The following is a 21678-nucleotide window of genomic DNA, read 5'->3' as shown; positions in this document are numbered from 1 at the left end:
ACGACGACATCGGCCGCGGGCCTCCCTGGTTTATTAATCAGTACAAGGTGAGTACAGACATGGCTATCGAAAATAAAGTTGCGCTGGTGACCGGCGCCGGTCAGGGCATTGGTCGCGGTATCGCGTTGCGTCTGGCTAAAGACGGCGCGTCGGTGATGCTGGTCGACGTGAACCCGGAAGGGATTGCCGCCGTCGCCGCCGAAGTGGAAGCGCTGGGGCGTAAAGCGGCCACCTTCGTCGCTAACATCGCCGACCGCGCGCAGGTATACGCCGCCATTGATGAAGCGGAAAAACAGCTGGGCGGCTTTGATATTATCGTGAACAACGCCGGGATCGCCCAGGTTCAGGCGCTGGCCGATGTGACGCCTGAAGAAGTGGACCGCATCATGCGCATCAACGTTCAGGGTACCCTGTGGGGCATTCAGGCGGCGGCGAAAAAATTCATCGATCGTCAGCAGAAAGGGAAAATCATCAACGCCTGCTCTATCGCCGGTCATGATGGTTTCGCGCTGCTGGGCGTCTATTCCGCCACCAAATTTGCCGTACGCGCCCTGACGCAGGCAGCGGCGAAAGAGTACGCCAGCCGCGGCATCACGGTAAACGCCTACTGTCCGGGGATTGTGGGAACCGGAATGTGGACCGAGATCGATAAGCGCTTCGCCGACATTACCGGTGCGCCGGTGGGCGAAACCTATAAAAAATACGTGGAAGGCATCGCCCTTGGTCGCGCCGAAACGCCGGACGATGTGGCAAGCCTGGTCTCTTATCTGGCAGGCCCGGACTCCGATTATGTTACCGGTCAGTCGATTCTGATCGATGGCGGTATTGTTTACCGTTAAGGGATAAACCCGGCGCAGAACGCGCCGGGTTTTTGCGGGATTACGCGTGAGCCGCGGGCTCCTGCGGCTTGTCGCTGCGGGTGTTTTCCAGCATCCGGCGAACCGGAACAATCAGCAGGCACAGCACCGCGGCGCAGATCAGCAGCGCAATGGAGCAGCGTGCGAACAGGTCAGGCAGCATATCCAACTGATCGGCCTTAACGTGCCCGCCAATCAGGCCCGCCGCCAGGTTACCCAGGGCGCTGGCGCAGAACCACAGCCCCATCATCTGGCCGCGCATTCTTTCCGGCGCCAGCAGGGTCATGGTCGCCAGGCCAATCGGGCTAAGGCACAGCTCCCCCAGCGTCAGCATCAGAATACTGCCCACCAGCCACATCGGCGAAACGCCCGCGCCGTTGTTGCTCAGGACGTTTTGCGCCGCCAGCATCATCAGGCCAAAGCCCGCCGCCGCGCATAAAATACCGATAACAAACTTAGTGATGCTGCTCGGACGGACGTTTTTGCGCGCCAGCGCAGGCCATGCCCAGCTGAATACCGGCGCCAGCAAAATAATAAACAGGGCGTTGATCGACTGGAACCACACCGCCGGGATCTCGAAGGAGCCGAGCATACGGTTGGTATAGTCGTTAGCGAACAGGTTAAACGAAGTCGGTTTCTGCTCAAACGCCGACCAGAAAAAGGCGGCGGAGATGAGCAGGATAAAGCATACCAGCAGGCGGGCGCGCTCTTTGCGGCTCAGTCCGGCGAAGACGAACAGGTAGATAAAATAGAGCACCACCGACGCCGCAATCACGTAGACCAGCACGCTGGCGACCGCCACCGGGTTAATCACGATAACGCCCTGGGCAATCAACGCGATGATAACCGCCACGCCGACCGTCAGCGCCAGCAGCCATGCGCCGACGCCGTTTCGTTTCACTACCGGGCTGTTCCAGGTGGAGTCGAGGCCGACTTCGCTGTCGTAGCGTTTCATCGCCGGAACGGCAAAGACGCGGAAGATAATCAGCGCCACCAGCATCCCGATGCCACCGATGCCGAAGCCCCAGTGCCAGCCGTGAGATTTAATCAGCCAGCCGGAGATCAGCGGGGCGATAAACGACCCCATGTTGATGCCCATATAGAACAGCGAGAAGCCGCCGTCGCGGCGCGCATCGCCTTTCTTGTACAGCGTACCGACCATCACCGAAATACAGGTTTTGAACAGGCCGGAACCGAGCACGATAAACATCAGGCCGATAAAGAACAGGCTATCCCCCATCACCGCCGACAGCGCGATGGAGAGATGGCCGAGGGCGATCAGAATCGAGCCGTACCAGACCGCCTTTTGTTGCCCGAGCCAGTTATCCGCCAGCCAGCCGCCGGGCAGCGCGGCAAGATACATGGTCCCGGCAAAGATCCCGACAATGGCCGACGCGTTCTCGCGCGCCAGCCCCATCCCGCCGTCATAGACGGTGGCCGCCATAAACAGGATCAGTAATGGTCGAATACCGTAAAACGAGAACCGTTCCCACATTTCGGTGAAAAACAGCGAACCGAGGGGGTAAGGATGACCAAAAAAGGTCCGAGTTTCATTTTTATTAACAGAGGAATGCATAACTTCTCCCAAAGATGTCCGCAGCGCTTTAACGCAGCGGAAAGCGTGTTGGCCTTTTATACACAAGGCCAATCATTCACATTTAATGTGACGTAATTTAACCATTTGATAACCTAATAATGGTCCTGTCTAGTCCCTTCCCCAACTTTTTAGATGAAAAGTCGACAAACGTCTACTTTTACAGATTTAAAGTTGGCGAGAGAGGAAATGTGATTGACAGAGGTATTCATGATAAAAATGATACTTTTTCATTTATTTACAATGAGTTAAGAAATTACCCTGGCAACCTCATCCCGCCAGAAAACCCGGGCGATAAAAGGGGTAAAAGCGGGAAAAAACAGCATTAATGGGGGGCTTTATTGAGTAATGCCGTTTAATGACATTCTCATCGACTCAAACCAGGAGGAACTCGCGGCAGGGAATATCCAACCTGCAGCCGGAAGAACGATCGAAGCGAGCATCCCGGCTCATTGGCCCATTGACGGAGAGGAGATATCTACAGATAGCGGATCAAAAAGACGATAAGCTCCTCAATCAGCTGAGGCTTCATGACTCTAAAAATATACTTAAACTTTTTATGGGATATTTTTACAATGCGCCATTTCGCTTTTGATGCCGTCAGCCGCAGGGTGAGCCTGACTTTCAGCGACAGGCTTTCTTCAGATACAATAATCCGCACTTTATTTCTTGCGTAGTCATATTTGAAACTAATATCAAAAAAGAAACCATCGTTTGCCACAGTGATTTTTTTGGCATCGCCAAAAGAACCCTTGGTAACTTTATTATCAGGATTTGCTTTCAGATGTGACAATATTGAGACATATAAGCACACGAATTTTATTTTAAATTCACGCCGCTGTCGCTTTATCTCCTCCTTTTCCTTCCTTAATCTTTCCAGGCTATTTGTCATCGAACTCATTTATTCTTCCTGCCATATGATTTATATCCTATATAATCACCAGCGAGGTTTTTAAGACAGGATAGCATCACGATAATTCTCCATGCGAATAATCAGACAACGCCTCAGAATGTTATTTCTGTAGCGTTGGGTAGTATCCGCTCATTATGGCTTGCATAATGACAATATATAAAATATGGTTTTTACTGCCATAACGCGATTCTGACATAAAGATTGAAATAAAATCCACTTTTTATTTCATTGGGCATGTTTTTCAGAAGTTTCGCGTTACATTTTAAATGTCCGCGCGCTAAGAATTATATTAGCTACGCGCATAATGTCTTGAAAACTTTTAAAAAGGGAGAAAACCAGTAACCCGTTTGTTCGTTGACGGATAAGCCGATGCTCCCGATGGCATACAGGAACGTTTGAGGGGCTATACCCTTCAGGAGGTATCTTTCCTGTACGCCACTATCAACGACGCTTTAATCCAGCGCGCTTTAATTGCGCTATATTCGGGAGAAGCCGTCACTTTCTCCAGCGCCTGGTTGATACGCGGCGCAATACCGAGCCCTTTACCGTAGTACTCCGGATCGGTGCGCCGCTGCCGGAACAGAACGCTAGAGGTGCGCCTCTTCATCCAGGGAGATCACCTGAATGCCGGCATTACGATACGCCTGAACGTCATCGGGCAGACGATCGACCACCACGGTATCAATCCGATCCGCGGCGGTAAACTGGGCAAGCGAGGTATTATTCAGCTTGCTGTAGTCGCAGACGATAATCACCTGGCTGGCGTGTTCAACCATGCCGCGTTTCGTTTCTGCCAGCATGATATCGGCCACGCAGGCGCCGTGTTTCAGCGACAGCGAATTGGCGCCCATAAACGCTTTATCGACGTTCAGGGTATCAAGAATGGAGCGTCCGTTGATCGCCACCACGCAGTGGTACCCCTTCTTCACGATCCCGCCCAGTAGAATGGTTTGAATAGAGGGGCTGGCTTCCAGCTCGCGGGCGATTTGGTAATCGTTGGTGACCACCGTGACGTTTTGTCGGTCGCGAATATTGCGCGCGATATGCAGTGTCGTCGTGCCGGTATCCAGCACGATAATGTCGCCATCCTCAACCAGCGCCGCCGCGCGCTGGCCGATCCGCTCTTTCGCGCTGAGGTTGACAATTTCACGCGCGTCCGATGCCTGTTCAAAGCTCGCCCGCGTGCGAAGGACGGCGCCGCCGTGGGTACGGGTCAGCAGTCCCTCCTCTTCCAGCTGGCGGAGATCGGCACGAATGGTGGCGCCAGATACATTAAAGACGTCACACATCTCAGAAACAGCCACTTTGCGTTTTTCCCTGAGAATACTGAGCAACTTCTCCTGTCTTTCTTCTGCAAACATTCTGCCTCTCTCTTATTTACGGCACGTTACGCGCGACGCGGCGCTGGCTTACCGTTGCTTATCAGTCGGGTCCTGCGCTCAGGGCATCCAGCCTGTCGTATAAGGCGGCGGATTGCCGGTAGAGCGTATCAAAAAGCTCGCTGCAGGCGTGGTAATAATCCCGCAGACGGGGATCCGGCGAAATCAGCTTATCGAACTGCACCGTCTGCCTCACGCCGCTGGCAAAATCCGCGTACAGCCCCGCGCCAACCCCGGCGATAATACCGCATCCGGTGACGCCATTCTCCTGATTGCGCGTAGATAATATCGGAAGATTGTACGCCGCGGCTTTGATTTCAAGCCACAGCGGGCTGCGCGCGCCGCCGCCGGAAGCGATCATTTGTTGCGGATATTGCCCGCACGCCTGCAGCTGGCGCAGATTGCGCCAGGACGCAAAGGCCACCCCTTCCAGGACCGCGCGGAATAAATGACCGCGGCGATGCTTGCGCTGCAGGCCGAAGAACTGCGCCCGCGAGTTCGTGTGTTCGGCCAGGCGCTCTCCCGTCAGATAGGGAAGAAAGAGCAGCCCTTCCGCACCGGCCGGCACCGCCGCAGCTTCCTGCAAAAGCTGCGGGTGGGTAATCTGGTTATCGGCAATCGCCAGCCGCGCCCAGCGGACGGCATCGCCGCCGGCGTCGAGAATCGTAAATCCGCCCCAGGCCGCGTTAGCCAGATGAAGGTTATTGACCAGCGGGTGGCGTAACGGCCGCGGCGACACTACGGTGATCAGCGTCGACGTGCCGGTGGAGTCGGACGCCATCCCCGGCTCATATACTCCCGAGCCCAGCAGAGAGGCCGCCATGTCCGACGTACCGGCAACCACCGGGATCCCTGGCGGCAGGCCCGTCAGGCCGGCGGCGCGCGGGGTCACCTGGCCGATAATGTCGCTGGAAAGTTTGAGGTCCGGTAGCTGATCGACCCGCAGGCCAAACGTTTCGCAGGCTTGCGAAGACCAGGCGCGGGTTTCGCTGTCCATCAGGAAATAGCAGGACGCCTCGCTATAGTCGGTCGCCAGAGCGCCGGTCAGCATGAAATTAATATAGTCCTTCGGCATCAACACCCTGGCGAGCTTTGGCCAGCGCTCCGGATGATGTTCACGCCACCAGGCTAATTTGAAAGCGGGCCAGGCCGCCGCGGGCGGATTATTTAAATGCGCCAGCCACTTTTCCCGCCCTTCGCGCGCGGTAAAAGCTTCCACCTGCGGCTGGCTGCGCTTGTCATTCCACAGCAGCGCCCTGTCCTCCACCAGCTCGCCGCGATCGTCCAGCAGGACGGTGCCGTGCATCTGCCCGCAGGCGCCAATAACCGCAATCTGCGCAGCCGTTTCAGGATAGCGGTAAAGCACCTCGCGTATACAGTCGCAGGCGGCCTGCCACCATAGAGAAGGGGCCTGTTCTGACCAGCCCGCACGCGGCGTGGTTTGCTCATACTCTCTTTGCGCAAAGCCGATCATCGCGCCGTCAATGCGCAAAATAGCGGCGCGGGTGCTGCCAGTGCCAACATCAATCGTGAGTATTTTATCTTTCATCACTGACTCCGGTGACGTCTTAAGGCGGGCCATCAGGCCCGCGGTCTCTCAGTTTAATCGGCGTTCAGCTCGGGAAAGCGTTCCGGGTGCTGCTCCAGTTCAGCCAGCACCTTTGTGACCGCGCCATGGCTCATGCCAAAGCGGCGGACGCCAAGCTGGTACAGGGCGCGCACCGTTGCCAGATCGCGAATCCCCCCGGCGCCTTTGATATCGATTCGTCCTTTAAGCTGGTCGGCAATAATGCTGACTTTTTCCACCGTCGCGCCGGTCGGCGCCCAGCCGGTGGAGGTTTTGACCCACTTCATCCCCACCTCTACGGCGATATCGCACACGCGGCGAATCTGCTCCTCATTGAGATAGTGCGTTTCGAGGATCACCTTCGCCGGTACCGGCGCGGCGGCCTCCACCACGCGGCGCAAATCTTCGCGCACATAGTCATAATCGCCGGATAACACTTTGCCGATATTCACCACCATATCCACTTCGCGGGCGCCATCGGCAATCAGCTGCCGCACTTCCTGAACCTTGGTGTCAGTCGCATGCCCGCCGCCGGGAAAGCCGACCGGCCCGCCAATCATCACCTCTCCCGTCCCCTGCTGTGGCAGCAGCGTACTGAGAAAACGCGTCCAGCAGGGCAGAACGTGGACGGAAATAATGTTGTATCGGGTTGCCAGCTCGGCGCAGGCGCGAACGTCCGCTTCGGTACTGGTGGCCTGGACTGCGCTCAGGTCGACTAAACGTGCAAAACGACGGGTTGTTTCATTCATGGTTTTATCCTGCTCTTTGTTTTTAGTTGCTTTCATTTAATGCTCTTAATCGGCTTAAATCCATTTAAAAACGCATCAAATGAAAATAACGTGATCAAATTAGCATTTTTTTATTTTCATTTGCTTTTAATTAGCAGGCGGGAAATGAACGATGCCCTTGATGAACGGGCGCAAACGGGCATAAACGGGCGCAAAGGCAATATTGCATTTATTTTTGTTTGTTTTTGTTTATGCCTGAATAACGGGTGAGAGAGCGAAACCGCTGCCGGATATGACGCCAAAATGCGTACGCTGTCACATTGACCGGCGACAAAACGGTCGCCTTCGCCGGATATTCCGGAGGTCTCAACGCCCTGCGCAAGGGAAAGGTAATCTGATTATGTACTTCAGGAGAGAGCTATGTTGCCGCTGGAACGTCATCGTTTGATTGTTGAACTGCTGGGCCAACGCGGCGTGATGCGGGTGAATGAGATTGCGCAAGCGACTCGGGTCTCCAGGGAAACGATTCGCCGCGATCTGAGCGAGCTGGAACGGAAAGGGATCTTAAATCGGAGCCATGGCGGAGCGCTGGCGGCGGAGAACCCGCTGCCGGCGATCCGAGCGGCGTCGCCCGCCCTGCCGGTCGAAGATAGCCAGGGAAGCTTTCAGCAGAGAACGCTGCTGCACAGCGAAGGAAAAATGCGCGTTGCCCGCAAAGCGCTGCAGTGTCTCCAGCCGGGACAGACCATTGTCCTGGACGGCAGCAGCACCAGCTGGTTTTTGGCCCGGCAGATGCCGGAGATGGCGCTAACGGTTATCACGCCCTCTATCCGCATTTTGCAAACGCTGATGAGCAGACGCTCGTTGCATCTCGTGGGACTGGGGGGCGATTTTTCCCCGACCGAGGAGTCGTTCTTCGGTGAAACCGCCTCACGAACGCTGCGCGAGTACGCCGTCGATACGCTCTTTTTCTCCTGCCAGGGTCTGGAGCGCGATAGCGGTTTATATGCGGGTACGGAAGCCCATGCCGCCCTGTTGAAACAGATGATGCTGGCCGCCCGTCAGACCGTGGCATTGGTCGACGGCAGCAAGCTGGGGCGAACAGGCGTCGCGCGGATCGGCGGATTGGGCGAGCTGGACTGTTTAATCACCGAAAAGTTTGTCGATCCGCTGCTGGAAAAAGAGATGACCTGGCATAACGTCGGGCTACAGATCGCCTGAGTACGCCGTCATGACGTGACGGTGACTACGCGCATTGTCGAAACGCTGCTTCCCGCGGCAGGGCCAGACTTTGCCTGAAATCAGCCACTACCGGAATAAAAGAGGCCTTATGCGTTATTACCTTTCTCCCTCGCTCATGTGTATGGACATGATGAAGCTGGCGGAACAGCTGCACTTTTTAAACGGCAAAGCCGACAGGCTGCACGTCGACGTGATGGACGGGCACTATGTGAAAAACCTGGCGCTATCGGCCAGCTTTGTGGCGCAGATTCGGCCCTATACGTCGCTTGCCATCGATGTCCACCTGATGGTCGAAGAGCCCGCCCCGTTTATCCCGGCGCTGATAGAAGCCGGAGCAGACGCCATTTCCCTGCATCCGGAAACCATCTGCCGCGAAGCTTTTCGGGTCATCAATATGCTTCGCCAGGCGGGGAAAGAGGTGGGGATGGTGCTCAATCCCGCCACGCCGGTTGAGAGCATCCAGCACTATCTGCATCTGCTCGATAAGGTCACGGTGATGACCGTCGATCCGGGCTATGCCGGTCAGCCGTTTATTCCCGAAATGACCGCCAAAATCGCGCAGCTTCATCAGCTAAAAGAGAGCCGCAGCCTCAACTTCTTGCTGGAAGTCGACGGCTCATGTAACCGCAACACCTACCGTGAGCTGCTGGGAGCCGGGGCGCAGGTATTGGTGATGGGCAGCAGCGGTTTATTCCGCCCGGATATGCCGCTCGAGCAGGCCTGGGAAAAAATGTCCCGCGATCTGTCCGCCGCGCTGCACTCCCCCGAGCACGTATAAAGGAGCGAATGATGTCAGGAAAAGTCTGTGTTTTTGGTTCATTCAATTTCGACATGGTGGCCAGAGTGGAGCGCTTTCCGGTGCCGGGCGAGTCGTTAGTGGCCTGCGGGAGCATGACCAGCGCCGGCGGAAAAGGGGCGAACCAGGCCACCGCCGCGCTAAAAGCGGGGGCGAATGTTCACTATATCGGCAAGATTGGCAATGATACCTTCGGCCATTTTGCCCGCCGTCATCTGAAGGGCGTGGGGTTTAACGCCGTGACGCTGCTGGTCGCCGAAGACGTCCCCACCGGCAATGCGCTGATTTATGTGGCCGGCAACGATGCCGAAAACATGATTGCCGTCGACCCCGGCGCGAATATGACGGTGACCGATGATGAAATCGCCGGCTGCATTCCCGCTATCGGCTGCGCGGATGTGGTGCTGGTTCAGCTGGAGAACAATCTTTCCGCCATTGAACAGGTCGTTGACGCCGCGAAAGCAGCCGGGGCCTTCGTGGTGCTCAATCCCGCCCCATGGCAGCCCGTTGAGCACGCCTTTCTAAGCAAAGTGGATTTGCTCACGCCGAACGCCACGGAGGCCGGGTTAATGACCGGGCGCCGGGTTGACTCTCTGGCGGCCGCGGCCGAGGCCGCCGATGCGCTGCATGCTCAGGGCGCGCGCAACGTCATTATCACCCTCGGCGCAAAGGGCGCCCTGCTGAGCGAGCAGGGCGTGAAATCCCCTATTCCGTGCTTTCCTTCTCATCCCCGCGATACCACCGGCGCGGGCGATGCCTTTAACGGCGCGCTGGCGGCGCGTCTGGCCTGCGGCGAGCCGCTGCATAGCGCGGCCCGATTTGCGGCGGCGTACGCCGCCGTCAGCGTCGAAAAGCAGGGCGCATCATCTTTACCGGATTACCAGGAGGCACGAGAACGGCTTTTACGTGCCGCCTCTGATTATGAAATGGCTTAAACCCTACTGTATAAAAACCATTAAGAGGATAGCTCAATGAGTACGCTAATCACGGATAAGGTCGATAAAGCGGCGGTCCACAATGAAAAACTGGACACCAGCGCGTATTTACCGCACACCCCCTGGCTGCAATTTTTACTGGTCTGTTGCCTGTTTGCGCTCTGGGGGATGGCGGGCAACCTGAATGATATTTTGATCGCCCAGTTTAAAAAGGGCTTCGATTTAACGGATACCCAGACGGCGCTGGTGCAGTCGATTTTTTTCCTCGGCTACTTCTTTGTCGCCCTGCCTGCGGCGGCGCTGATTAAGCGTTATTCCTATAAAGCGGCGATTATTATTGGGCTGTGCCTGTACGCCCTCGGCTGTTTCCTGTTCGTCCCGGCCGCGCAGATCATGACCTACGGCGCGTTCCTCGCCTGCCTGGGGGTGATCGCCTGCGGACTCTCTTTTCTGGAAACCTCGGCAAACACCTACTCCAGCCTGCTGGGCCCGATCCACTCCTCCACCCAGCGCATTAACTTTTCGCAGATCTTCAACTCGCTGGGCGTGATTTCCGGCGTGCTGATTGGCCAGGTGATGGTCTTCGGCGAAAACGATCCGAGCCATGAACAGCTGCTGACGATGCCCGCCGCCGCCGCGGACGCCGCGCGCCATCAGATGGTCGGCCAGGTGGTCGGGCCCTATCTGATTATCGGCTCCGTGCTGGTGGTGCTGGCGCTGGTGTTCGTGTTTATTAAATTCCCGTCGTGCAAGGGCACGCCCTCTCAGCAGCAACAGCTCCCGACGGAAAGCATGGGGCCTACGCTGAAACGCCTGTTTGCCATCCCGCGCTTTCGCCTCGGGATCCTGTCGCAGTTTTTGTACGTCGGCGCCCAGGTTGGCGTATGGAGCTTCACGATTCGCTTTGTGCAGCTCGTGCAGCAGGGCACCAGCGAGCACTCCGCGACTTACTGGCTGCTGGCTTCTCTGGTGATTTACGCCGTGGGTAAAACCGTGGCCACCTGGTTGATGAACCGCCTGAATCCGGCGCTGCTGCTCGGTACCTTTGCCCTGGCCGCCACCGCCCTTTTACTGGTTGCCGTATTCAGCAGTTCAATGCTGGCGGTCTATGCGCTCATTCTGGTCAGCTTCTGTATGGCACCATGCTGGCCGACAAACTTTGGTCTGGTAATCAAAGGGATGGGGAAAGATACCCAGACCGCAGGCTCGATCGTGGTGATGTCGATTATCGGCGGGGCCGTTATTCCGCTGGTGATGGGCATTATCTCGGATATGAACGGCGGCAATATGCAAATCGCCTTTATCGCTCCACTTGTGTGCTTTGTGTATGTCGCTTTCTACGGTTTCTGGTGCGTGCGTAAGGGGGTATAACATGCGCGAACTGATCAACACGATTGCTCATATTGGCTATCAGGTCAGCGACTTAACGCGTTCGCTAGCCTTCTATGAACCGCTGGGCTTTCAGCGCCAGCAGCGGTTTAGCAAACCGTCGCCGCAGGGCGTTATTGAAGTCGCGTTTCTTGAAATGGCGGGCGCCGTCCTCGAGCTGTACCAGCTTCCCGAAGGAACGCCTTTTGACGCCCCTCGCTGCGGTATCGATCATCTGGCGCTGGAAGTCAGCGATCTGGATGCGGTGCAGCAGCGGCTGGCGGCGCTCGGTTATCCGCTTGATGAAGGGCCGATTGAAGAAGAAAATGTGCGCTTCCTGCTTATTCGCGGCCCCGATGGCGAACGGCTCGAGTTCGATGCCTTTAAATATTAACGCGTTGAACTGAAATCATTTCACCATCCTGTTGTTCGGTTAGACCCGGCCAAAGCGGGTCTGACCTGACGCTGCTGCCATAAGCCACTACGCGTATCACTCTGAGATCGCCGTTTATCAAAATAATAGCGCGCCCGGCGATTTTATCGCGGGCGGTGCCTCCGTCGCCGATGGCGGGCTTTTCGCCTCAGCCGTTCGGCGAAGCTTGCTCGCTTCAGTCGCCATTTTTGTACACAATTTAATCAAATGGCACCGTTCTTGCCTTTTATCTACGTTCCCCAACCGCAGCATTCGTCGGCCAATATCGATAAAAAGGACAGGAAAATGGCGCAAATGAATGAAAACATCGCGACCGCACCGGTCTCTCCCCTCCGCGATTTTTTCGCGAAACCCCGTATCATCGCCAGGCCCGGCTTTAACCGCTGGCTGGTGCCGCCGGCCGCGCTGGCGGTTCATCTCTGCATAGGTATGGCCTATGGATTTTCCGTTTACTGGCTGCCTATGTCGCAGCTCATAGGAGGAAGCGCGTCCTTGCAATGCCCCGCCACGATGTCGTTCTGGCAGCAGCTGTTTACCCGCGATTGCGACTGGAAAATCTCCATGCTGGGCTGGACCTACACGCTGTTTTTTGTTTTTCTCGGCTGTTCGGCGGCGCTGTGGGGCAGCTGGCTTGAGAAGGTTGGACCGCGGCTGGTGAGCTTTATTGCCACCTTGTGCTGGTGCGGCGGCCTGCTGCTCTCCAGCGTCGCTATCTATTTCCATCAGCTGTGGCTGCTGTGGCTGGGGGCCGGGGTCATCGGCGGAATCGGTCTCGGACTGGGCTATATTTCACCGGTTTCGACGCTGCTGCGCTGGTTTCCTGACAAGCGCGGAATGGCGGCCGGGATGGCGATCATGGGTTTTGGCGGGGGAGCGCTGGTGGGCGCACCGCTGGCAAACGGTCTGATGAATTACTTCGCCGGTCCGGCCGGCAACGGAGTATGGCAAAGCATTCTGGCGCTGGCGGCGATTTATGCGCTGTTTATGCTCGCCGGTACCTTTGGCTATCGCCTGCCGCCCATGGGCTGGCATCCTTCGGGTGAGAAGGCGCAGAAAACGATCCGCAATAATCCCACGATCCAGGTGCACGTCCGCGTTGCCTGCCGCACTCCGCAGTTCTGGCTGCTGTGGATGGTGCTGTGGCTCAACGTCACCGCGGGGATCGGCATTCTCGGTATGGCTTCGCCGATGCTGCAGGAGATCTTTGCCGGCAAACTGCTGTCGCTCGATCTCAGCTGGCATGAGCTGAACGGCGAGCAGCTGAAACGCATTGCAACCATGGCCGCAGGATTTACCGGTCTGCTCAGCCTGTTTAACATCCTGGGACGCTTTTTCTGGGCATCGGTATCCGACCTGTGCGGGCGCAAAATGACCTTTGCGATCATTTTCTGCCTGGGCGCCGTGCTGTACGGCACGTTGCCGCTGGTGAATCACGGCGGCTATATCGCGCTTTATGTCTGCGCGATGTGCATTATCATTTCGATGTACGGCGGAGGCTTTGCCAGTATTCCCGCCTATCTGGCTGATGTCTTTGGCTCACAAATGGTGGGCGCGATTCACGGGCGCCTGTTAACCGCCTGGTCGGCGGCGGGGATCAGCGGCCCGGTTCTGGTGAACTATCTGCGCGAATATCAGCTAACGCACGGGGTTTCGCCCGAGCGCGTCTACGATATTACGCTGATGGTCCTGACCGGCCTGCTGGTGTTGGGTTTTATCTGTAATCAGCTGGTGCGTCCGCTGACGGAAGAGCATGCGATGACCGCGGAACAGCAGCAGCAGGCGAAAGGACTGTACACCATCAACAAGGATGCCCAGCTCACGTGGGAGCCCCGCCCGTCCACGCTGCTGTTAACCGTAAGCTGGCTGGCGGTGAGCGTGCCGCTGTTATGGGGCGTCGGTACCACCCTCCAGCAGGCCGTGAAATTCTTTATGTAGATTGTTGCCGCCGATGGCCCGGCGGCTGCTACGAACCTACCGGCGCGTGGCGATCGCGTGACGCAATATGCTCACCGATCCGCTCTACCGCCTCTTCGGCGGTCAGCACCGAGGTATCCAGAGTCAGGCTGGCGGTGCGCCAGGGTTCGTAGTCACGGGTGATAACCTTTTGCCAGTCCGGCAGGATATGACCGCGAATATCCGCTGCGCGGTTTTCCACGCGATACCGATGCTGTATTTGGTCGGAGCAGGTCAATTCTATCTCCAGAAACGGCGCGGCATTCCCGGTCGCGACTTCTCTCCATGCCTGGCGGGTAATGGCTATAGGGTTAACTGAGTCGGCAATCACCACGTTGCCCAGCCTGAGGTTATCCGCGGCAATGGCGTACGCCACCAGATATCCGGCTGGCCCTATATCGTGCCTGGTGACGGTTTCGGCGCGAATCAGCGCCTGTTCAATTGAATCAATCCGTAACCAGACGGCCCCCAGCCTGGCGGCCAGCAGGCGAGCAATGGTTGATTTCCCGGTACCGGGCAGACCGCCAAAGATCAGTAACATAGATATCCCGTTATTTAAGCGCCTTTAATGAATGACAACTTCCGGACGTTGATGACAATAGAGCGCCGATCGCCTCACGTCCAGCGCTGATGTGCGCACGTGGTATAAGGCCAAAAAACCACAAAAAAACAGGCTTAATTTATCTCCATTTAGGGTCTGTTGAGTTTGTTTACAGATACTAAGATGCAGGATGGCAGATTCCCCGGAGCCCGCATGAATACCCCGCCACGGCGTTTAATCCAGTACGGCAGCGTCATGTTGTTTCCGCTGGCGATGATTATTTATGATTTTTCGGCTTACCTGACCACGGATCTTATTCAGCCAGGCATTATCCATATCATCAACGAGCTTCAGGCTGATGTCACCCTTGCTCCGGCATCGGTCAGCCTGTATATGGCTGGAGGCCTGGCGCTGCAGTGGCTGCTGGGCCCTCTGTCAGATCGTATCGGCCGCCGCCCCGTTCTGCTCACCGGCGCCCTGATTTTTGCTCTCTCCTGCCTGAGCATGCTGTTTGTCGCTTCGATCGCGCAATACTTCGTCGCCCGATTTATCCAGGGAACAAGCATCTGCTTTATCTCAACCGTGGGCTATGTGTCGATTCAGGAAGCGTTTGGGGAAACCGATTCGATCAGAATCATGGCTGCGCTAACCTCTATCGTCCTGCTTGCGCCAGTTATCGGACCGCTGGCGGGCGCGACGCTAATGACGGTGATGCACTGGAAACTGCTGTTTGCCATTATTGGCGCGCTGGGCCTGGTGGCCTGGGCCCTGCTGCTTTTTAAAATGCCGGAAACCGTTATCTCTCAGGGACGGGGATTTAAACCGGGGGAAGTGCTGGCTGATTTCATCGCGGCGTTTCGTCATCCCGTGGTGCTGACCGGTTCGCTGGCGGTGGCCTTTGGCAACGTGCCGATGATCACCTGGGTGGCGCTCTCTCCGGTGATTCTGATTGAACACGGCGGCATGTCTCCCGCGGCATATGCCTGGACTCAGGTGCCGGTGTTCAGTGGGCTGATTATCGCCAGCGCGATCGTGGCGAACGTGGTAAAAGACCCAACTTCGCCGCGCTTTATCTGGCGTACCATTCCGATACAGCTGACCGGCCTGCTGATCCTGCTGGTCGGTAATCTTCTGTGGCCGCATGTCTGGTTCTGGTCGGTGCTGGGTACCAGCATTTATGCGCTGGGGATTGGGCTACTCTACCCGGTGCTGTTCCGCTTCACGCTCTTTTCCCATCATCTGCCAAAAGGCACCGTGTCCGCCACGCTGAATATTCTGGCCCTGAGCGCGTTTGCCGCTTCCATTGAGGCAACCCGTTGGATCTACTTCCATGCCGGAGGCAGAATCGCCTTCCACTGCGCGGCGCTGATGGCCGGGATCGCCGTGGTAATACTGGTTTCCCGGCTGCTGGAACTGCGTAAGCGGCATCAGGAGGCATCAACAGATAATCGTCACCTCCACGGCAATGTTCATAAAGAATGAGATCGCCCCGGATTTTTTTATTTCAGCCGTTTACCCGCGTCATCCACCACTTTCTCGCCATCTTCCTTAGCGAAAGCTCCTTGCTGAGCATCGGGAAGAATATCCAGAACAACTTCAGAAGGACGGCACAGGCGCGTTCCCAACGGCGTCACCACAATCGGGCGGTTAATCAGGATCGGATGCTGCAGCATAAAGTCGATTAACCGATCGTCAGTAAATCTATCTTCTGCGAGGCCCAGTTCTTCATAAGGCTCAACATTTTTACGCAGCAGCGCCCGCACCGCGATCCCCATATCGGCAATGAGTTTGACCAGCTCATCGCGTGACGGTGGATTTTCAAGGTAATGAATAACGGTGGGTTCAGTACCGCTATTGCGGATCATCTCCAGCGTATTACGCGAGGTGCCGCAGGCCGGATTGTGATAAATAGTGACGTTGCTCATAGATAGCAGTATCTCACGACAAAATGAAAGAGAGACGTAGCGCCAGCGCGGCCAGCGTTACAAACAGCACAGGCAGAGTCATGACGATCCCGGTGCGGAAATAGTAGCCCCAGGTGATGGTCATATTCTTCTGTGAAAGTACGTGCAGCCAGAGCAGCGTTGCCAGGCTACCGATCGGCGTAATTTTCGGCCCCAGATCGCAGCCAATCACGTTGGCGTAGATCATCGCTTCTTTGATAACGCCTGTTGCGGTGCTTCCATCGATAGAGAGCGCACCAACCAGCACGGAAGGCATGTTATTCATGATCGAAGACAGGAAAGCCATCAGGAAGCCAGTACCCAGCGTCGCGGCCCAGAGTCCTTTATCCGCCAGCACGTTCAGCACTCCTGAAAGGTATTCGGTTAGCCCGGCGTTGCGCAGACCGTAGACCACCAGGTACATCCCCAATGAGAAGATGACGATCTGCCATGGCGCACCGCGCAGCACTTTGCCGGTGTTAATGGCATGGCCTCGTTTAGCTACTGCAAACAGGATCACAGCTCCAACAGCCGCAATCGCGCTAACGGGAATACCGAGCGGCTCGAGGACAAAGAACCCAACCAGCAGAAGAACTAAAACTATCCAGCCGGTTCTGAAGGTTGCCAGATCTTTAATCGCCTTTGCCGGTGCTTTCAGAAGAGCCAGGTCGTAAGTCGGTGGAATATCTTTGCGGAAGAACAGATGCAACATCACCAGCGTGGCGATAATAGCGGCAATATCCACCGGCACCATTACCGACGCATACTCAGTGAAGCCCAGTCCAAAGAAGTCCGCCGAGACGATATTCACCAGGTTCGACACGATAAGCGGCAGGCTGGCTGTATCGGCAATAAACCCGGCAGCCATAACGAATGCCAGCGTGGTGCCTTTGCTGAACCCTAATGCCAGCAGCATGGCAATCACGATGGGCGTCAATATTAATGCCGCGCCATCGTTGGCAAACAACGCCGCCACCGCTGCGCCGAGCAGAACGATATACGTAAACAGCAAACGGCCACGACCGTTTCCCCAACGAGATACGTGCAGCGCAGCCCATTCAAAAAAGCCGGACTCATCGAGCAGCAGGCTAATAATAATCACCGCAATAAAGGTCGCCGTCGCGTTCCAGACGATATTCCACACCACCGGAATATCACCTACATGTACGACGCCAGCAATCAAAGCCAGTACCGCGCCCAGCGTCGCACTCGAGCCGATGCCTAACCCCTTCGGCTGCCAGATAACCAGAACAATGGTCAGGACAAAAATAGCACCTGCCAGTAGCATACCCCCTCCCTGAAAATCACATTCGAAAAAACATATATGTTACGGCAAATTTTTAAAGGCAGAACGCTTTACCGCTTCCAGAACAGTTTGCTGATGCCAGCTTGCGGGCGATGGCCTGTACGATCTCCTGTTGGCTTAACCAGGCCTGCTCTATTACCTTTGCCGCCCATGCAGGCATATGCGGTGATAAGCGATAGTGCACCCACTTACCCTGCTTGCGATCCAGCAACAATCCGCTTTCCCGCAGCATAGCAAGGTGACGGGAGATCTTGGGCTGCGACTGATCCAACGCCGTGCAGAGATCGCACACGCACAGCTCCCCCATCTCTTTAAGCAGCAGCACAATACCCAGACGGGTTTCATCGGACAGATTTTTAAAAAGCTGTAAGGGTGTTAATGACATCATTCCTCCCAATCGTCGATGGACAGGATACTCCACAGAGATATAAGTTCAATATCACATATGAAAAAACAGATGTATTAAGTAACAAAAAACAAGAGGCAAGTATGCCTGGCGGGTTAACCAGATCAATTTATAGGGGAAGAAAAGAATTCAGAAGTCTGGAGCGGGCGAAGGGAATCGAACCCTCGTATAGAGCTTGGGAAGCTCTCGTTCTACCATTGAACTACGCCCGCGAGGAGGTGCGAGGGCCATTATAGACCTTACGCACCCGCTGACAAGCCCAAACCAGGCTAAATGCCGATAAAATAACCTTTTAGCACTTAGGCTTACTGCCCTGCGGCGGCAAATAGCGCAGCGGGTCGATCGCCGTCGCCCGGTAGCGAATCTGGAAGTGCAGGCGCACGGAGTCCGCGTCCGAGCTGCCCATGGTGGCAATCTGCTGGCCAATCTTCACGCTCTGGCCGTTATTCACCATCAGCTTGTCGTTGTGCGCGTAGGCGCTGATATAGTCCTCATTATGCTTAATCATAATCAGGTTGCCGTAGCCGCGCAGCTGGTTGCCCACGTACACCACTTTGCCCGCCCCTGCCGCATACACCGGCTGGCCGCGCTTACCGGCGATATCGATACCTTTATTGCCGCCATCGCTGGTGGAATATGGCAGCACTACTTTACCGCTGGTTGGCCAGCGCCAGCAGCGTTGCCCGACCGGTGGCCAGGAGGATTGCGGCACCGCCGAAGATGGCGTCACGGCGGCGGTACGTTTCGCTGACGATTTCTTGCCGGATGCCCCCGCCTTCGCCGTGGTCCCGGAACCGCTGTTTAGCTTCAGCTTTTGCCCGACTTCGATGGTATAGGGAGGTGAAATATTATTGAGACGGGCGAGATCCCTGACGCTGGTGCCAGTGGAACGTGAGATAGCGTATAGCGTGTCGCCGCGCTTCACGGTGTAGGTGGAACCGGAATCGGATGAGCTGGAACACCCCGCGACGATCAGGCTGCTCAGCAACATTATTGCAATAACAAAGCGTTTTCTCATCAGGCGTCCTGCGCTTAACACTAACATTCACCTCAAAACCAGGGCGATTATCATACCAGTCCCCAGGGCATTCCCCAATCGCTACCCGTCATACAGAAGTATTAAACGGATAGCCATGCGCAATAATATCCATCAGCGCGGGCAGATAAGGCATAGACGGCAATTTGACCAGCGCCGGGTAGAATATTTGCGGCGAGGGGAAAACATCGACTACGTAACACTGGCTAAGTTTATCGGCTTCCACTTCAGAAGAAGGTAGCAGCGTCGCCGCCTGAAGTCCTGACTCCAGCCAGTCGAGGATAACGCCCGGCTGCGTAATATGCATAATTACCTTCGCGTTGATTCCGGACTTACGAAATAGCTCCATAAGCATCTCATAAGTCCCTGAATCCTTTGCTCTATGGAGCAGCACCAGCGGCAGTGCCGCCAGCGACGTGTAGCTATAAGGATTAGACGGCGGCCCCGGCAGGCACGTTTTATTGATCACCGCAACCAGCTTAATCGGGTCAAAAGAGACATAATCAAAGCCTTCGCTACGGTAGGGGCGCTGGATTAAGGCGAAATCAATTACGCCCTCAGTTAATAACGTCTCGAGATGGCTGGAGTCGGTAACGGAAATATTTATGGAGGTATCCGGATGACGTCGATATACCTCCATCAGCAACGCTTTAAAATAATTCTGATAGAGGTGAGTTAAGCCGATTCGCAATTCAGTTCTGTTTTTATGCGCAATATCCGCCGTTTCCCGCGCCGTATCTTCTACCTGGCGTAATATTTCACAAGCTTTCCGATAGAGGAAAAAACCGGCTTCCGTAGGCTCAATGCGATTTCCCCGGCGAACAAACAGCGATACCTGAAGCTCCTCTTCCAGCTCCTGAATCCGCTTGCTGAGCGGCGGCTGAGCCATGTTCAGCGACTTCGCCGCCTGGCTAACCGAACCTTTTTCCACCACCCGACAAAAATAGCGTAAGCGCTTTAAATCCATCACCATCATCCGTAGTTTAATTTATCACCAGTATCACACTTAGCCGGAGAAATAAAAAGCCGCAGCGCTGCGCCTCATATTAATTAATCATTATTTAACACCTTGTTAAAATAAACTTTTTTGATCTACTGACCATCCGGTAAACGGTATTTGTTTATGCGCACCAGGGAAAATATTGTGCAGGGAGCAAAACTTCTTTTCCGAAGGAAACATCCCATGGCAAATAGTGATAACAAAACCCCCTCATCGGTACATGATTTACGCTCCGCGCTGGAACTGCTGAAAACGCTTCCCGGCGAGTATGTTGAAACCGATACCGAAGTCGACCCGCATGCTGAACTCTCCGGCGTCTATCGTTACGTAGGCGCCGGCGGGACCTGCCAGCGTCCGACCCGCAAAAATGGCCCGGTCATGGTCTTTAACAAAATCAAAGGCTTTAAAGATATCAGCGTGGCGATTGGCCTGAATGGCTCACGCCAGCGCGTCAGCCATTTCCTCCAGTGTGAATCGGCAAAACTGGGGCATCTGCTGAAGGATTCGGTGGAGAATGCGATAGCGCCGGTGATGGCTCAGGGCGCAGCGGTCTGCCAGCAAGTGGTCCACCTGGCGAGCGATGCCGATTTCGATCTGCGCAAGCTGCTGCCGGCGCCGACGAATACCGAAGAAGACGCGGGCCCCTATATCACTATGGGTCTGTGCTACGCCTCCGATCCAGAAACCCATGAGTCCGATATCACCATTCATCGCCTGTGCGTCCAGAGCCGCGACGAGCTCTCCATGTGGCTAACGCCCGGCCGCCATATTGATGCTTTTCGCATGAAGGCGGAAGCGGCAGGCCAGCCGTTGCCGATTTCAATCAGCATCGGCGTCGATCCGGCCATTGAAATTGCCGCCTGTTTTGAGCCGCCGACCACCCCGCTGGGCTTCAATGAGTTAAGCATCGCCGGCGCGCTGCGCGGCAAAGCGGTGGAGATGACGCAGTGTAAAACTATTAACGAGAAAGCGATCGCCCACGCTGAGATCGTGATTGAAGGCGAACTGCTGCCCAACGCGCGCGTACGAGAAGATCAGAACACCCATACCGGCCGCGCGATGCCCGAATTTCCGGGCTACACCGGCGAAGCTAAAGAGGCGATCCCGGTCATCAAAGTGAAAGCCGTCACTCACCGTATCAATCCCATCTGGCGCACCACCGTAGGACCAGGTGAAGAACACGTCAATATGGCCGGTATCCCGACCGAAGCCAGCATTCTGGATATGGTCGAACGCGCGATGCCCGGCAAGCTGCTGAACGTCTTCGCCCATTCCGCGGGAGGCGGCAAACTGCTGGCGGTGCTGCAGTTTAAAAAATCCTCCCCGGCGGACGAAGGGCGTCAGCGTCAGGCAGCCCTGCTGGCGTTCTCTGCCTTCCCGGAACTGAAGCACGTGATTCTGGTCGATGAAGACGTCGATATTTTCGATAGCGATGACGTACTTTGGGCCATGCAAACCCGCTACCAGGGCGATGTCGATACGATCGTTATTCCCGGCGTACGCTGCCATCCGCTCGATCCGTCGCAGGTACCGGAATACAGCCCGAGCATCCTGCAGCAGGGAATGTCCTGCAAAACGATATTCGACTGCACGGTGCCGTTCCATCTGAAGCACACCTTCCAGCGTTCCAGATTTAAAGAAGTGGATGTGAAGCGCTTCCTGCCGGATTTCGAATAAAGGG

21 protein-coding genes and 1 tRNA gene are annotated in these 21678 nt (G+C 55.8%); 9 read left to right on the top strand and 13 right to left on the bottom strand.

Annotated elements, in window-relative coordinates:
* Positions 1–59: 59 nt before the first annotated feature.
* Positions 60–839 carry an acetoin reductase gene (locus tag CDA56_RS24450; protein WP_032751132.1) on the top strand — a complete coding sequence of 260 codons (780 nt, stop codon included), beginning with the start codon at positions 60–62 and terminating at the stop codon, positions 837–839.
* A 40-nt stretch (positions 840–879) separates the two neighbouring features.
* Here the strand turns inward: CDA56_RS24450 and CDA56_RS24445 are convergent, their stop codons facing one another.
* The 6 genes from CDA56_RS24445 to deoC form a co-directional block, all read right to left on the bottom strand.
* The gene (locus tag CDA56_RS24445) at positions 880–2433 is read right to left on the bottom strand and encodes a peptide MFS transporter (protein WP_103813920.1); all 1554 of its coding nucleotides are present in this window, start codon (positions 2431–2433) and stop codon (positions 880–882) included.
* Between the two features lie 496 nt (positions 2434–2929).
* Positions 2930–3352, bottom strand: a complete 423-nt coding sequence (locus tag CDA56_RS24440; protein ID WP_009654947.1) for a hypothetical protein — start codon at positions 3350–3352, stop codon at positions 2930–2932.
* 424 nt (positions 3353–3776) lie between these two features.
* Entirely contained in the window at positions 3777–3971 is a 195-nt protein-coding gene (locus CDA56_RS30995) for a type 2 periplasmic-binding domain-containing protein (protein ID WP_170064946.1), read from the bottom strand.
* A complete protein-coding gene (locus CDA56_RS24430; protein ID WP_009654966.1) occupies positions 3952–4725 on the bottom strand; it encodes a DeoR/GlpR family DNA-binding transcription regulator in 774 nt (257 codons plus the stop codon). Before CDA56_RS24430 ends, CDA56_RS30995 begins: the two co-directional genes overlap by 20 nt.
* A 61-nt stretch (positions 4726–4786) precedes the next feature.
* Positions 4787–6292 (bottom strand): xylulokinase, encoded by a 1506-nt coding sequence (locus CDA56_RS24425; protein ID WP_103813922.1) that lies wholly within the window; start codon positions 6290–6292, stop codon positions 4787–4789.
* A 53-nt stretch (positions 6293–6345) separates the two neighbouring features.
* Positions 6346–7095, bottom strand: coding sequence for a deoxyribose-phosphate aldolase (gene deoC, locus CDA56_RS24420; RefSeq protein ID WP_046876706.1), 750 nt, complete (start codon positions 7093–7095; stop codon positions 6346–6348).
* A gap of 363 nt (positions 7096–7458) precedes the next feature.
* Between deoC and CDA56_RS24410 the strand changes: the two genes are divergently transcribed.
* The 6 genes from CDA56_RS24410 (at position 7459) to CDA56_RS24385 (ending at position 13747) form a co-directional block, all read left to right on the top strand.
* The gene (locus CDA56_RS24410) at positions 7459–8259 is read left to right on the top strand and encodes a DeoR/GlpR family DNA-binding transcription regulator (RefSeq protein ID WP_046876704.1); all 801 of its coding nucleotides are present in this window, start codon (positions 7459–7461) and stop codon (positions 8257–8259) included.
* 109 nt (positions 8260–8368) lie between these two features.
* The gene (alsE, locus tag CDA56_RS24405) at positions 8369–9058 is read left to right on the top strand and encodes a D-allulose 6-phosphate 3-epimerase (RefSeq protein WP_103813926.1); all 690 of its coding nucleotides are present in this window, start codon (positions 8369–8371) and stop codon (positions 9056–9058) included.
* Between the two features lie 11 nt (positions 9059–9069).
* The gene (locus CDA56_RS24400; RefSeq protein ID WP_047722945.1) at positions 9070–10011 is read left to right on the top strand and encodes a ribokinase; all 942 of its coding nucleotides are present in this window, start codon (positions 9070–9072) and stop codon (positions 10009–10011) included.
* Between the two features lie 36 nt (positions 10012–10047).
* Positions 10048–11382: an L-fucose:H+ symporter permease gene (gene fucP, locus CDA56_RS24395; protein WP_025106032.1), complete on the top strand. Its 1335-nt coding sequence runs from the start codon at positions 10048–10050 to the stop codon at positions 11380–11382.
* 1 nt (position 11383) lies between these two features.
* A complete protein-coding gene (locus CDA56_RS24390; RefSeq protein ID WP_103813928.1) occupies positions 11384–11773 on the top strand; it encodes a VOC family protein in 390 nt (129 codons plus the stop codon).
* A gap of 324 nt (positions 11774–12097) precedes the next feature.
* On the top strand, positions 12098–13747 hold the full coding sequence (locus CDA56_RS24385) for an OFA family MFS transporter (protein ID WP_014226731.1): 1650 nt from the start codon (positions 12098–12100) through the stop codon (positions 13745–13747).
* 28 nt (positions 13748–13775) lie between these two features.
* On the opposite strand, the gene CDA56_RS24380 is transcribed toward CDA56_RS24385, so the two are convergent.
* Entirely contained in the window at positions 13776–14306 is a 531-nt protein-coding gene (locus CDA56_RS24380) for a P-loop nucleotide/nucleoside kinase family protein (RefSeq protein ID WP_103813931.1), read from the bottom strand.
* Between the two features lie 213 nt (positions 14307–14519).
* Here CDA56_RS24380 and CDA56_RS24375 point away from each other — a divergent pair, with 213 nt between their 5' ends.
* Positions 14520–15788, top strand: coding sequence for an MFS transporter (locus CDA56_RS24375; protein ID WP_103813934.1), 1269 nt, complete (start codon positions 14520–14522; stop codon positions 15786–15788).
* A 17-nt stretch (positions 15789–15805) separates the two neighbouring features.
* On the opposite strand, the gene arsC is transcribed toward CDA56_RS24375, so the two are convergent.
* From arsC to CDA56_RS24345, 6 genes are all read right to left on the bottom strand, one after another.
* Positions 15806–16231 (bottom strand): glutaredoxin-dependent arsenate reductase, encoded by a 426-nt coding sequence (gene arsC, locus CDA56_RS24370; protein WP_103813936.1) that lies wholly within the window; start codon positions 16229–16231, stop codon positions 15806–15808.
* A 13-nt stretch (positions 16232–16244) separates the two neighbouring features.
* Positions 16245–17537, bottom strand: coding sequence for an arsenite efflux transporter membrane subunit ArsB (gene arsB, locus CDA56_RS24365; RefSeq protein ID WP_103813938.1), 1293 nt, complete (start codon positions 17535–17537; stop codon positions 16245–16247).
* 52 nt (positions 17538–17589) lie between these two features.
* Positions 17590–17940, bottom strand: coding sequence for a transcriptional regulator (locus tag CDA56_RS24360; protein ID WP_103813940.1), 351 nt, complete (start codon positions 17938–17940; stop codon positions 17590–17592).
* Positions 17941–18099: 159 nt separating this feature from the next.
* Positions 18100–18173, bottom strand: a tRNA-Gly gene (locus CDA56_RS24355).
* An 80-nt stretch (positions 18174–18253) separates the two neighbouring features.
* Positions 18254–18979, bottom strand: coding sequence for an amidase activator ActS (actS, locus tag CDA56_RS24350; protein WP_004124922.1), 726 nt, complete (start codon positions 18977–18979; stop codon positions 18254–18256).
* Positions 18980–19067: 88 nt separating this feature from the next.
* A complete protein-coding gene (locus CDA56_RS24345; protein ID WP_103813942.1) occupies positions 19068–19964 on the bottom strand; it encodes a LysR family transcriptional regulator in 897 nt (298 codons plus the stop codon).
* A 216-nt stretch (positions 19965–20180) separates the two neighbouring features.
* Between CDA56_RS24345 and CDA56_RS24340 the strand changes: the two genes are divergently transcribed.
* Positions 20181–21674, top strand: coding sequence for a UbiD family decarboxylase (locus CDA56_RS24340; protein ID WP_103813944.1), 1494 nt, complete (start codon positions 20181–20183; stop codon positions 21672–21674).
* Positions 21675–21678 lie beyond the last annotated feature (4 nt).

It is taken from the genome of Klebsiella michiganensis, assembly GCF_002925905.1.
Lineage (GTDB): Bacteria > Pseudomonadota > Gammaproteobacteria > Enterobacterales > Enterobacteriaceae > Klebsiella > Klebsiella michiganensis.
This window is presented reverse-complemented; position numbering and strand designations above follow the sequence as displayed.